Annotated in this window: 10 protein-coding genes and 1 pseudogene; 3 read left to right on the top strand and 8 right to left on the bottom strand. The window is 57.5% G+C overall.

Annotated elements, in window-relative coordinates:
- Positions 1 to 508: 508 nt before the first annotated feature.
- The 4 genes from AC2FNC_RS07710 to AC2FNC_RS07695 form a co-directional block, all read right to left on the bottom strand.
- Entirely contained in the window at positions 509 to 2,914 is a 2,406-nt protein-coding gene (locus tag AC2FNC_RS07710; RefSeq protein ID WP_496714946.1) for a DUF3987 domain-containing protein, read from the bottom strand.
- A 294-nt stretch (positions 2,915 to 3,208) separates the two neighbouring features.
- Positions 3,209 to 3,445: a hypothetical protein gene (locus AC2FNC_RS07705; protein ID WP_170578751.1), complete on the bottom strand. Its 237-nt coding sequence runs from the start codon at positions 3,443 to 3,445 to the stop codon at positions 3,209 to 3,211.
- Positions 3,446 to 3,577: 132 nt separating this feature from the next.
- Complete coding sequence (locus tag AC2FNC_RS07700) at positions 3,578 to 3,997, bottom strand: hypothetical protein (protein ID WP_170578752.1); 420 nt, start codon at positions 3,995 to 3,997, stop codon at positions 3,578 to 3,580.
- Positions 3,994 to 5,268 carry a site-specific integrase gene (locus tag AC2FNC_RS07695; RefSeq protein WP_170578753.1) on the bottom strand — a complete coding sequence of 425 codons (1,275 nt, stop codon included), beginning with the start codon at positions 5,266 to 5,268 and terminating at the stop codon, positions 3,994 to 3,996. The genes AC2FNC_RS07700 and AC2FNC_RS07695 overlap by 4 nt, the downstream gene beginning before the upstream one ends.
- A 151-nt stretch (positions 5,269 to 5,419) precedes the next feature.
- Here AC2FNC_RS07695 and AC2FNC_RS07690 point away from each other — a divergent pair.
- Positions 5,420 to 5,518, top strand: a pseudogene (locus AC2FNC_RS07690) (MBL fold metallo-hydrolase); the annotation flags it as partial.
- A gap of 4 nt (positions 5,519 to 5,522) precedes the next feature.
- Here the strand turns inward: AC2FNC_RS07690 and AC2FNC_RS07685 are convergent.
- From AC2FNC_RS07685 to AC2FNC_RS07675, 3 genes are all read right to left on the bottom strand, one after another.
- Positions 5,523 to 6,854 carry an NAD(P)/FAD-dependent oxidoreductase gene (locus tag AC2FNC_RS07685; protein ID WP_480604804.1) on the bottom strand — a complete coding sequence of 444 codons (1,332 nt, stop codon included), beginning with the start codon at positions 6,852 to 6,854 and terminating at the stop codon, positions 5,523 to 5,525.
- 137 nt (positions 6,855 to 6,991) lie between these two features.
- A complete protein-coding gene (locus tag AC2FNC_RS07680) occupies positions 6,992 to 7,216 on the bottom strand; it encodes a hypothetical protein (protein ID WP_245220582.1) in 225 nt (74 codons plus the stop codon).
- Positions 7,217 to 7,524: 308 nt separating this feature from the next.
- Positions 7,525 to 9,183, bottom strand: a complete 1,659-nt coding sequence (locus AC2FNC_RS07675) for an NAD+ synthase (RefSeq protein WP_496714943.1) — start codon at positions 9,181 to 9,183, stop codon at positions 7,525 to 7,527.
- A 153-nt stretch (positions 9,184 to 9,336) separates the two neighbouring features.
- Here AC2FNC_RS07675 and AC2FNC_RS07670 point away from each other — a divergent pair, with 153 nt between their 5' ends.
- On the top strand, positions 9,337 to 10,818 hold the full coding sequence (locus AC2FNC_RS07670; protein ID WP_496714941.1) for an MORN repeat-containing protein: 1,482 nt from the start codon (positions 9,337 to 9,339) through the stop codon (positions 10,816 to 10,818).
- Between the two features lie 4 nt (positions 10,819 to 10,822).
- Here AC2FNC_RS07670 and AC2FNC_RS07665 read toward each other — a convergent pair whose 3' ends face one another.
- Positions 10,823 to 11,488: an SDR family NAD(P)-dependent oxidoreductase gene (locus AC2FNC_RS07665; protein WP_496714939.1), complete on the bottom strand. Its 666-nt coding sequence runs from the start codon at positions 11,486 to 11,488 to the stop codon at positions 10,823 to 10,825.
- A gap of 289 nt (positions 11,489 to 11,777) precedes the next feature.
- Between AC2FNC_RS07665 and AC2FNC_RS07660 the strand changes: the two genes are divergently transcribed.
- Positions 11,778 to 13,346, top strand: a complete 1,569-nt coding sequence (locus AC2FNC_RS07660) for a 2-isopropylmalate synthase (RefSeq protein ID WP_480554184.1) — start codon at positions 11,778 to 11,780, stop codon at positions 13,344 to 13,346.
- Positions 13,347 to 13,388: the final 42 nt, after the last annotated feature.

Genomic DNA, 13,388 nt, shown 5'->3' with positions numbered 1-13,388 from the left:
CAGCAAGCGCATTTGTCCGAAATCACGCGGCGTCGCCCGGTCGGTCTGATAAGCAATCGAGCTGGGGATGCATTACAGCCTCAATTGGGTTTTCCGAGAAAAAAATTTTGCGAGGCGCTCTGCCAAGCAGGCACCCGGCCTTTTGGTCGAGGGGGGGTCTTTGACTGGATAGTCTTTCAGCCGTGACGACCAGCGTTCAGAGGGGGTTGGGTGAGATCGAAACACCAGACTGCCAACACCCGTGCGGCGGCGGCGGTCTTGATGGTCGACGAAGGGGTCGGTTTTCGGGTCTCGCGCCCCAACTGCTCTACCAAAAAAGGGGAAATCGAGTTAGCTAAGAAAAGATCGGCGAGGGCGCAAAGACAAAGAAAAAAAAGAGATAGATTAATACACATATATGTTTCCCCCTTTTAGTCTTTTAGCCCATGTTTTTATGGCTAAACCTCGTGGGGAACGGCAGGAGGGACGCCGTAGGGTTTGCGTACGGATAGCTAGAGCACTCCTCATGTCAGAGACCCTTGGGAATGGGGAAGGAAACGATTTTCGACAATTTCCCTCCGATGCTTCCCCCTTCCCGCGCAAGTCTTACCATCGCAGGAATGGTCGGAGCACCTGCACCGTCTACCCTCGGAATGATTTCTCCGTAGGCGTCTGGATCTATCAGGGCCTCGAACTCTGACTTGACGACCTGATACGGTGCGTCGCTACCCTTGACCGCCTTAATAACGTCCGTTTGCCTCGCCCAGCCCTCATCGTCAGCGTGCCTCGCCACAGCCCTCAGGATGCGTTTCTGGATTTTGTCGAACTTGTCAACGGCGGTGTGTTCCTCCGCCTCGGGCGCAAACCGCTGGATAGTAAACGCGACCAAGCGAGCCGCATATTGGATCGTCTCGAGATCGACAACGACTTCCGAAATCTGATCGTCCAACGCCGCGTTGCCCAGCGCGACACTGCCAGCAATCCTAAGTGCGTTCTCGAGGGCGCGTGACCACAAGCCTGCCACAGACGGCGGAGCGGACTTCATCCATTCGTCGAACAAACGCCGAATGTGCATGAAGTAATCAAGGGCGTCAGGCGTCAGGGGTATTTTCCAGAACCGCTTGCCCCCCTCACCGAACCAGAACCGATTGTCGCTCAAACCACCCTCCGGCATCTGCCAGTCTGCGATCCGCTGCATAGCGTCTACGATGGCACTGTCGTCAGCTTCGCCGGGGAAGTCTGTGAGGGGCGGCGTCTGATCCATCCACAAGATCAGCATGCGGCCCATAAAGCCGCTTGTTGTGCTGCCCTTGCCCATACCTTCGACCAGCTCACCCCCAGTTGTGGTGTAAAGCCCTATCAGAAAGGGGTTAACTACCTCAGGTTTACTGTTTTTAGAGTTGGCGTATTTCCGAGCGGGGATGCTGCTTGTGGCCGAAGTGAATGCCTGCATAGTCAGGTTGATCATCTGGTAGTCATGGCCTTTGGCAGCTTGCATGGCCTGCAAGTATTGCCCAAACTCATCGACCGCCATAATCACTCGAGGTTGGTCCGACAAAGTGTCATGCATGGCGGAGCTTGATGCGGGTTCTCTAATGAAGGGGATGCTGGCTATTTTGGCCGCCGCTCGAGCGATCCGCCGTGCATCTTCTTTGCCCGAGCCGGTCGGCGCAGCGACCAGCACCTGCAAATTCAAAGGCGTTACGTGATGCGGGGTCTCCACGACGAACTGATGCTTTGACACGGCCGCCAGCGCCACGAGGCCGCCGGCCAAACCGAAGAAACGCGTCTTTCGATTGGAAACCGCCTCGGCATGGTCGATAATTTCCCCCAGTAACCCGGCAGGCCTTGTAAGATCGACGCAGACGGTTTGAGCGGCCTCAGTGCTATCCGACGGCTCAGAGACCTCATGAGCGCTCTCAACTGCTGTGGTCTCAGCCCAGCGCTTGCCGAGATCTGTTGTCTTGGCCTTGGCTTGCCACGGTTTCTTGTCGAAACCGTTCTCATTTGCCCAGGCCACTAGCGAACGCCAGGTGATCCGACTGCCTTCTGTTTCCCGTTCCCACCAGAGGCTTTCATTCCCAGCTGCATTGTAGTTTGCGCCGCGATGACAAAACTCATCCCAAATTTCCGAGACATCCCAATCAACCCGCATCTGGAGGTCTTTGCAGGCGAATGTGAGGTCGCGCCACGGATCGCGCTCGTTTTGGTAGGGCGTGCCCTCGAGCGTCGTCAGCATGGCCTTTACCGCCTCGCGCTGAGCGTCCTCGTTTAGGGCGTTCAGCCAATGGTCATTCCAAATGCGGTCCGTCTTACGCTTGGCCCCGTCCACGTCGGTATCTTTTCTAGGGGACTTGGCGTGGCCGATGGCGTCTCGGAGGGGAGTTAAGTTGCACTCAGTCACGGCCCAATCGTCCTCGAAATAGCTCCATCCCGTGACAGCTGCAAAGCGTGCGTCGGAGGCGTATAGGCCAGCCTTGGAGCCGTCGCCCAAATCCACCTCGTGGATGAACTCTGAGCCGAGATCGCCTCGAGCCCTGATCATCCTCAACCCCGTGCCAGACACGCTGAACTCGACGTAGGTGCAGAGTTGGTCTGCCAGATCGGCTGCGCGACCCACAGGTTTACCATTTGAAATGCAGTCGTCCAAGTCGATCATTACGAGGGCTGATCCGGTGCGAGGCAAGTATCCCACGCCGTGCGAGCCATCTTGTCCAAACGTTGCCCCCTCGTTGAGCCTGCCCGCGTGGCTGATGGCTTCATCGAAGGTTAGTGTGGCTGCAGACTTGGCCCCAGAGTTGGCTCTCGTCTCGACGTCGATGGGAACTTTGTCTGTGTCTTGGATTTGCCACACGAGCCAGTTCCGCTCTGCGGTTGCAGCGCCCCAAGCAGAGCCCGATGGGAAGCCGTTGATGAATAAATCTTGTTGTATCATTGCGTCCTCGCGATACTGTTGGTGGCCTCATGTCGATGGGCTTCAAATTGGCTGTTGCGTTAAACTGGCACCATCATTGACGATGCCTTTTGGTGCTGTCCTTGGGGCCCAAGAGGGCTCCACTTTTCATTTTGGGATATGCGGCCTCCACACTATGCGAGGGGTCTGAGCTTTGATCTTGCCGCAGACCTTTTGGATGCCATTGCATCGCTCTCCGATTGGACTAACAGCCCACATCTGAGCATTCTGGCAGCCTTAACGCGGTCGGCGATGTCTAGCTCTGTCTTGGTCATATCACTTGTTCCGGTTGAGTGTGCGTGCCGAGCCGACATCGACGCGGCGCTGGGCCTCGGCGAATAGCTCGTGCGTATCGTAGGTGGCGCGGCCATTGATCATGACCGTCGGGAGGGCCCAGTTGCTGATCGACTTAGCCGTCGTCTGGAAGCCCGCCAGTGTGAGCAGCTCAGCGCCGTAAGCGCGTCCCACTCGAGCCGGGCAAGGCTCCGGGAGTTGCAGGGTGTAAGAGTTCATTTTCGTCACCGTATTAGTTTCAGTGACCACCCATCTTGGGAACAAATTTTCCAAAGGGAACAGTTGGTTTTACCACCTAGCAGCTAGGTGGCAAAATTAGTCTGGGAAAATTGACCAGTTCACAGGAAGCAGTCAATCGAGGTCTTGGAAATAGGTTTTCAACTCGACTTCAGCGCGTCGGGATCCGATCACATCATTGCCTAGCGCGTCTGTGGCCGCCTTAAACGCCCCGGCAAAACCGAGGCTCCTGTTCTGGCGGATGATGACCTTCGCCTCATCGATCACAGCCTGTCGTTTGGCTTTACGTTTTGCGGCGGCCTTCCGCTGCCCAACTTGCCGCTGCTCGAGCAGGACGCTTTGGCTAACCTTATAGCGCGCCTCAACCACGGCCTGCAGCTTGGGCGGATCGGAGCCGTCGAGCTCCAGCATAGCCAGTTTAAAAAAATCTTCAGCGCTGACTTCCTCACCCAAGGGTAGGTGCGCCAAACGCTCTGCCTCTTCGCGCGATACGCCGAGGCGCTGCTGGATCCCTTTGATCACATCAACTTTCATGACAGCCTTACCACATTGCTTACTCCGTCCGAGCTCTCGATGATCTGCTCAAGAAGATGACCCCAAGCCATCATAACCGCCGCTTGCTCACGTCGGCGCTCGGAGCGCTGATAGACACCAAGGACGCCACCGCGCGTCGCGCTTTGCTTGTGGTTTAAGACTGCATCGACAACGCTCTCGGGGAAGCTCGCACCACTCTCACCGAGCAGGCTCGCGAACGTCCGCCTAAGGTCATGGATCGTCCAGTCAGTCACCGAGGGGGTCTGCTCGTGGATCACGCGGTTTAAGTTTGACTGGCTCGAGAAGCGCTTGCCGCGCGAGTTCGGAAACACCAGCGCTCCGCCGACTTTCGACTTCCGCCTTTGGAGGATCGCTTGAGCCTGCGGCGGTAACGCGAACACGTGCTCCTGACCATTCTTGGTCATGCTGCCCGCCTGCCTCCACTCGTTGAAGCCCTCATCCAACTGATCCCACGAAAGGGAAAGCCCTTCGCTAATCCTACAGGGCACGCAGATCATAAAGCGCAAGAAGTCCCGACGCGTCTCGTCGAGAGCTTCGGCCTCATGCCAGAGTTTCCGCAGTTCATTCGCGGTCAGGACACGCTGTCTCGGCGCGCCGGTCGCGGGTCTCGGCAACTGCAGTGCGAGATTCACGTCGATTAGCTCCTCAGCGACACAAAAATCGAGGAAGCGCCGGATTGCGAGGAAGCGGATTGCCCACGTCGTCCCGGCTCGATTGCTGAAGAGCCGGCGCAGCGGCTTTAGAGTGATACCCTCCGGCGTTAGGCCCATCACACCCAAGTTCTCGAGAACGTATTTAGCACCGCGTTCTATGGAACCCACATAGGCCCGGTCAAGCTGCTGGCCTGCCTGGGATTTGGAGGGTCGGGCCCGAAAGTTCTCAACGAAAGCAGGCAGGAGTTCGGCGCACGTGCGTCGCTCCAGTCGCTCTGCGACGCGCTGGGCCGCCGCTAGACGATGCGCCTCCGCAGGGTCGCCGCCTGCCCGGACCTCGGCCTTAGCCGCCACCGCCAACGCCCTCGCCTCCTCCAGTGTCATGTTGGCGTGTGATCCGAGGGTGAGCGTCCGCGTCGGCCAGCGTCGACCGTCCGGGCGTGTACCCCTCGGCTTGTATTGAAAGCGCCAGACTTCCGACTGCGCGTTGATCTTCAACGTCAGGTTCGGAACCTGCGTGTCTTTAAGTGTGATCGGCAAGCGAACGCCCTGCTCGCGCTGCCGTATTGCGGCGGAATAAGTCCGCTGGTTAATCATCGCTTTGTGCCTCCCAGGCGTACGCTGAGCGTACGATAACGTACGCCCATATTGGAGGTCAATGGAAGTCAATGGAAGAATTGAAAAACTGTAATTCACTGTTTTACATAATTTAAATGTGCTTATCTCACGGGTTACAAAAACTTCGCAGATGATCGGATATCACATGCCCTTCCCTGCCGCGGGCTTTGTCGAGACACGGGGCGAGGGCTTCCGCTTTGTTCCAGTCAGCTATCAGATGATGGGCTAAGCCCCTAGTAACCCGGATCCGGTCGCACTTTTGAGCCGTCAGTGAACCGAGACAGACGGAACGCTGTCGGATCCACACAAGGGGTTGAATCAGTGACAAGGTCCGCTGTCAGGCGGCCGGCGCCGGGCCCGATGCCAAAGCCGTGGCCGGAAAAGCCCGTGGCGATATACATACCCGGTACGTCATCCACGCCCGAGATTACGGGAATGGCGTCGGGGGTGACATCAATCATACCCGCCCAACTTTGGACGATTTCACTGTCCAGCAAAGCAGGAAATCCTTTTCGTGCACTGGCCCAGGCTTGTCGCAAAAACTTCTGCGAAGGTTCAGGATCCAAAACCCGGCACAGCTCGAACGGGGTTATGTCGGTCGGCAACCATCTTCTGTTTTGACGGGCCTCGATAGCCCACTGATTTGACCAGCGAAAGCGCAGGGATTTCCATTCCTGCGCAAAGGCAAAGCGAAACTGCAACCCCAGCCGGAAACTGTCCGGTACGATATCGACCGTGTTCTGATGTCCGGACGCGATGGTGTGCCCCCCATCAGCGCGCTTTCGGATCGCAACATCATCCGACCATAACGCAGTTTCGGGCCCATCTTTCACCGGAGAAGTCCGCAGAACCGTATTCAGAACCTTAAGCTGCGGCAGGTTGATACCTGCATTTCCCGCAAACAAACGCGACCACGCGCCCCCCGCCAGAACCACGCGCCCGCAGGCGACCTTGCCGCGCTCGGTGAATACACCAGCAATACGCCCATCCTGAATGTCTACACTTCGCACGGCGCAGCCTGTCATGATTACAGCACCCAGACGCCGTGCGGCTTCGGCTATGGCCGGGGCAGCCCATTGCGGCTCGGCGCGCCCGTCCTGCGGCATGTACAGGGCAGATGTCAGGCCGGTTTCATGCCCGTGCAACAACTCTGCCAACTCGCGTCCCGACACCATTTTTGCCCCGGTCTGTAATCCTTCTACATGGCGCATCCAACGCTTCAGATTGACTTCGCCCCGCTTGCCGGACGCGCCAAAAAGAATGCCGGATTGCGTATATCCGGTATTGCCATCCAGGCGGGCATCAAGGGTCGGCCATATCCGCAACGCCTCTTGCATCAGGGGAATTTCGCGGGGGTCTCGCATACCCAAACGCACCCACCCCCAATTGCGCGAGCTTTGTTCAGCCGCAATCTGTCCCTTTTCGCACAAAAGGACGGAAGCTCCGCGTTCTGCCAGTTCCAGCGCTGTTGAAACGCCGATTATGCCGCCGCCAACAACGACGACATCAACAGATTTGGGAAGGGCAAGATTGGATTCTACGGGGTTCGGTTTTGGTGCCGTCATAAATATGCATTACTCTGTCGCCTGAACCCGTATGGGGACCAAGGTCTAGAAGTTTGGCAACACGAATTGTCGCAATGTTGGCACTATTTATGACGCCTGTGGCCCAGACGCCAACGGCATCGAAAATCCTCAGCACATCACGCTGCGCCGGACAGTTCCGCCCATTTCTGACGCAGCTTCGCGGTCAACCCGGTGTCTTTTTGCACGGTCTGGGCGGTTACGTCCTTCTGCGGCAACAAGCTTGGAAACTCAGCCCGAAGCGACGCCGCTGCCTGTTCGTCGGACAGCCGCTGTTCATTCAGGACACCGGCAATCGCCGCTTCCAGCTTTTCCTCATCCAACTCCTGCGGCGGAGATTCCATCGTCCGCCGTTTCAAAAGAGCATGATGCGATCTCTGATATTCACTATACATGTCAAAACCAAACCATTTACTCAGACATCCAACCCCGGATGCGTCACACTTCATCAAAATCGGCTTGCGACTTTGAGAATTGCGTCGCATCCGCCCCACATAGGGCAATTTTCAAGCTGAAATGTGGCAGAAAGTTGTCACTGCAACAAGTCAAAGGCCGGATTTTGTTCCTCTGGCAGGCCCAAAACGAGAAATCGGAAAACAATCAAAAGGAGGGAAACTTTACTGTTTCCAATGCAACGCGCGAATTGCGGCAATCAGGGGCGATCGCGCCAGCGATTCACAATTGGATACCGCCGGTCCAGCCAGAACGCGCGGTTGCTCAGGCGCGTACCGGGGGCGGACTGGAACCGTTTATACTCGCTGATATAGACCAGATGTTCGACCCTCTGAGCATCTGCTTCGTTGTACCCGGCGGCGACGCAATCCGCGATCGATCCGTCCAGATCAACCAGGATCTCAAGTATTCCGTCCAGCACCGGGTAATCTGGCAGGCTGTCGCTGTCTTTCTGATCTTCGCGCAGTTCCGCACTGGGCGGTTTGTCGATGACAGAGGGACGGATCACTTCGCCTGCAGGGCCCATCATCCAGTTGCGGTGATTGGCATTGCGCCAGCGACAGGTTTCGAACACACGGGTCTTGTAAAGATCCTTGATCGGATTATAGCCGCCGTTCATGTCGCCATAGATCGTGGCATAGCCCACGGCGACCTCGGATTTGTTGCCGGTGGTCAACAGCATTTCGCCGAACTTGTTCGAGATCGCCATCAAAAGCAACCCACGCAGGCGGGATTGAATGTTTTCTTCGGTCAACCCTTCATCCAGCCCTGCAAACAAGGGTGCCAAAGTGCTGGTAACGGCTGCACGGCTGTCCGAGATCGGCACGTAGTCATAATGCACGCCCAGCGTTTTGGCGACCGCCTCGGCATCGTCAAGCGAGGCCTGACTGGTGTATTCCGACGGGAGCATCACGCAGCGGACATTTTCGGCCCCGATGGCATCGACTGCAATGGTCGCGACCAGCGCGGAATCAACCCCGCCGGACAAACCCAGCAGCGCCTTTTTGAAACCGGTTTTCCCCATGTAGTCGCGAAGAGACTGCACCATCGCGCGGTAATCCTGCTCCCACTCATCCGGTTGGGGCACGATTTCACCTGATGCGATCCGCCAGCCGTCTTCGCCGCGCTCAAGGTCGACTTGAGAGAGTAGCTCGTCGAAAACAGGCATCCGGAACGCCAATTCCCCGCCCGGGTTTAGGCCAAAACTGGCACCGTCAAAGACCTGATCATCCTGCCCGCCAACCATATTCAGGTAAATCAGTGGCAGTCCCGTTTCGACCACGCGCGCGACCATATGGTTCAACCGCACATCGTATTTATCCCGGAAATAGGGCGACCCGTTGGGGACCAACAAAAACTCGGCCCCGGTTTCCTCCAGCGTTTCTGCCACGTCCGGGTGCCAGCTGTCTTCGCAGATCGGGCTGCCAATCCGGAAATTCCCTACCGAATACGGCCCACCCAGAGGTCCCGCATCGTAAAGGCGCACTTCGTCGAACACCGTCTCGTTCGGCAGGTGGTGCTTCAGAACCTTGCTGGTGATCCGGCCACCCTTCAGGATCAGGTAGGCGTTGTACAGCTTTCCATCATCGACCCAGGGACCACCTATGGCAATTGCAGGACCTTCGGCGCATTTTGCAGCCAGCGCTTCAACCGCAGACATGGCTGCGCGGTGGAATACCGGTTTGAGAACCAGATCCTGCGTGTTGTAGCCGGTGATGAACATCTCGGGGAAAGCCACCAGATCCGCGCCCGCTGCCTTGCCTTGTTCCCATGTCGCAAAGGCCTTTGCTGCGTTGCCTTCGATATCGCCAACGGTCGGGTTCAGTTGCGCCAGAGTGATGCGGAAACGGTCGGCCATGCTGCCCTCTTGCCTCGTAAGTCCTATTGCCATTTAGCAGATCACCGCGCGAGTAAAAGACCAATGCGGCAAAAGCCGTTGCTCTGCCTGCAACGGTACCTTAGTTTTGCGCAAGAGATATCACCAGCGACGACCGGGCAGACAGGACCAGAAATGAACGTGATCCGAAACTCAATTTTGGCAGCGGGGATGAGCCTGGCAGCTGCCACTGCTTTCGCGCAGGACGGGACTGTCATCGTCAAGGATGATGAAGTTGGCGGTGTCTATGAAGGCACTTACGAGAACGGGTTGCGGCACGGGACAGGAACGTATCGGCTGCCGAATGGGTTTGAATACACGGGGCAGTGGGTAGAAGGCGAAATTCAGGGTCAGGGTACGACACGCTACCCCGACGGGTCAGTCTACGAAGGCATGTTCGCCAAGGGTCAGCCCGAAGGGCGCGGCAAGATCATCTATGCCAATGGCAGCAGCTACGAGGGCGATTGGTCCAAAGGGTCAATCAACGGCACCGGCATCGCTGAATTCGCGAACGGCACGCGCTATGAGGGTGAGTTCAGGAACGCTCAGCGACATGGCAAAGGCGTGCTGAGTTTTCCCGACGGATATATCTATGATGGCGACTGGGTCGACGGTGAGCGGCAGGGCAAGGCCAGGATCACCTATACGGATGGCAGCGTTTACGACGGCGACGTCAACGCAGGTTTGCGCGATGGAACCGGCACGCAGACGATGCCCGACGGAATGGTGTATTCAGGGGATTGGTCCGGCGACCAGATCACCGGGACGGGCAGCCTGACTTATTCCAATGGCGATATATACGAAGGCGAACTTCAAGAAGGGCGCCGCTACGGTAAGGGCAAAGTGACCCACGCGCAGGGGGATGTTTACGAAGGCGATTTTGTCGACGACCGTCGCCACGGCAAAGGAACGTTCACCGGAACAGACGGCTTTGTGTATACCGGCGACTGGAACGCCGGGCAGATTGAAGGCCTAGGCGAAGTGACCTATCCGGATGGCTCTGTCTATGTCGGCGATTTCGTTGCCGATCTGGCCGAAGGAAACGGCAGCATCACCTATCCGGACGGATCGACCTATGAAGGCGAATGGATCGCGGGTGTTATCGAGGGTCAAGGCACGGCCACGTATACCAATGGTATGATCTACAAAGGCCAATTCAAAAACGCGCAAAGCCACGGCAAAGGTGTGGTTACGCGCGCAGATGGCTCGGTATATGACGGCGACTGGGTTGAAGGTGTGCGTCAGGGCAAAGGCAAGGCGACCTATTCCGATGGCACGGTCTACATCGGTGATTTCCAGAACGGAAAACGGCATGGCAAAGGCGAAATCGTAACCCCCGCCGGGTTCAAATATTCGGGCGACTGGTCGGACGGAAAAATCAACGGCGTGGGTACCGCCACCTACTCGAACGGCGACGTGTATGAGGGCAGCTTTGTCGACAACAAACGGCAGGGCAGTGGGACGATGCGCTATGCCAACGGCCAGGAGGAAAGCGGTGTCTGGGAAAACGGCGTGTTGCCGGACCAGACCTCGGACCAGCAGAGTGACGCTGACACCCCTGCCCCGCAACCCGGCCCGGATGCAAATACTGAGGCAACCGGAAGCTCGGACGGGTGAGGGCTCACCACGGGACCGGCTTACCGGCCCAATCATAGAACCCACCGGTATCAGCCAGCGTTAACCCGCGTATCACGTTCAACAGGTTGTCGGCGGCTGCTTCAGGTTCGACGGCAGGATGACGACCCAGGTATTTGTTCGTGAACTCTGTTTTTACCGTGCCGGGGTGAAGGGCGACGCAAATTGCTTGTTTATGTGTTCGGGCCAATTCAATTGCGGCGGTATGGACGACCTGATTGACCGCTGCCTTAGCCGCACGGTAGCTGATCCAACCACCTGTCCGATTATCCCCGATTGATCCCACCCGCGCCGAAAGCACCGCGAATACAGATCGTCTATGTCGCGGCAACAGCTGATACGCGCGGCTTAGCACCAATGCCGGACCAACGGCATTCAACGCAAACTGATCCATCATGGCTTTGGCTGAAATCGCCCGAATGGTCTTTTCCGGCAAAGCGCCGTCTATCTCTAACGCGCCCGAAGCCACCAGAATCAGATCAAACTGGTCTGGCAGGCTTTCAAGCATCAGCATCGTCCTGTCCCGATCAGTCAGGTCAAAGCCGTCCTCCGACCGGGACAAACGCGTGACCGAAACGCCCTGCTCAACCAGCCGTCCGGTAACAGCTGCGCCAATTCCGCCAGAAGCACCAATTATCAATGCAGTTTCCATCCGTGACCAGCTAGCGGCGCTGTGCGAACAATCAAGGCTGTCAAAAAAGGGCAGTTGCCAGAAGTTCGCGTATTGCAAATTGGTTCTTTCCATTCCCGGCGGGCTCTGTATAACCTCTATCCCATGATCAACCGCGCAGATATCCCTTGTGTCGACACCGCCCTTCGCGGTGCGTCGCTGCGTGGCCTACTGATCCTAATCCGCCTCTGAGCGTGCCATCCGGCGCGCCCGCTCAGAGGAGGACGCCAGCGCGCCATAGGCTTTAGGACAGAAGAAGAAAGAGAACCCCATGACCAACGTGACCGACCAAGACCGCGTCTTGATCTTCGATACCACTTTGCGCGACGGCGAGCAGAGCCCCGGCGCCACCATGACCCATGACGAAAAGCTCGAGATCGCCGAGTTGCTGGACGACATGGGCGTCGATATTATCGAGGCCGGCTTCCCCATCGCGTCGGAAGGCGATTTCAAGGCTGTGACCGAAATTGCACAACGGTCGAAAAACAGCCGCATCTGCGGTCTGGCCCGCGCGAATTTTGCCGATATCGACCGCTGCTGGGAGGCGGTAAAACACGCCGAGAAGAACCGCATTCACACGTTCATCGGCACTTCACCGCTGCACCGTGCCATCCCGAATCTGACGATGGACGAGATGGCCGACAAGATCCACGAAACGGTCAGCCATGCGCGCAACCTGTGCGAAAACGTGCAGTGGTCTCCGATGGACGCGACCCGAACCGAATGGGATTACCTGTGTCGTGTGATCGAGATCGCGATCAAGGCCGGGGCAACCACGATCAACATCCCGGATACGGTGGGCTATACCGCTCCGGTGGAAAGCGCGGACCTAATCAAGCGGCTGATCGAAACGGTGCCGGGGGCGGATGGCGTGATCTTTGCCACCCATTGCCACAACGACCTTGGCATGGCGACCGCGAACTCGCTGGCCGCTGTCGCAGGCGGTGCGCGCCAGATTGAATGCACCATCAACGGTCTGGGCGAACGCGCAGGCAACACGGCGCTGGAAGAAGTGGTCATGGCACTGCGCACGCGCAACGATATCATGCCGTGGCACACTGGCATCGACACCACCAAGATCATGCACATCTCGCGTCGGGTCGCGACGGTCTCGGGCTTTCCGGTGCAGTTCAACAAGGCAATTGTCGGCAAGAACGCTTTTGCCCATGAAAGTGGCATCCATCAGGACGGGATGCTGAAAAACCGCGAAAACTTTGAAATCATGCGTCCTGAGGACATTGGTCTGTCGGGAACATCCTTGCCGCTTGGCAAACATTCGGGCCGCGCAGCCTTGCGCGACAAGCTCGAAACGCTGGGGTTTGAGGTTGGTGACAACCAACTCAAGGATATCTTCGTCCGGTTCAAGGATCTGGCGGATCGCAAGAAAGAGGTGTTCGACGACGATCTCATTGCGCTGATGACGCTGGACGAGGCTGACGACCACCTGCAACTGGTTTCGATGAAGGTGACTTGCGGCACGGGTGGTCAGGCGGAATCGACGGTCGAGCTGGAAGTTGAAGGCGTGGACAAAATCGCCACCGAACATGGCGACGGCCCGGTGGATGCAACCTTTAAGGCGATTCGTGCGATTTATCCCAACACGGCGCGTCTTCAGCTTTATCAGGTTCATGCCGTAACCGAGGGCACGGACGCGCAGGCAACGGTTTCCGTGCGCCTGGAAGAGGATGGCATGATCGCAACAGGCCAGTCGGCAAACACCGATACCGTCGTGGCGTCAGCTAAGGCTTATATCCACGCTCTCAACCGCCTGATCGTGCGCCGTGAAAAGGCTGGACCGGGCGCAGATGCGCGCGAGATCAGCTATAAAGACCTGACCTGATCGACGAAGCTCCAGAAAACGGCCCGAACTTCCGGGCCGTTT

The sequence above is a fragment of the Ruegeria sp. BHSA123 genome (assembly GCF_059613425.1).
The sequence above is the reverse complement of the archived record's forward strand: the minus strand, read 5'-3'. Positions and strand labels throughout refer to the sequence as shown.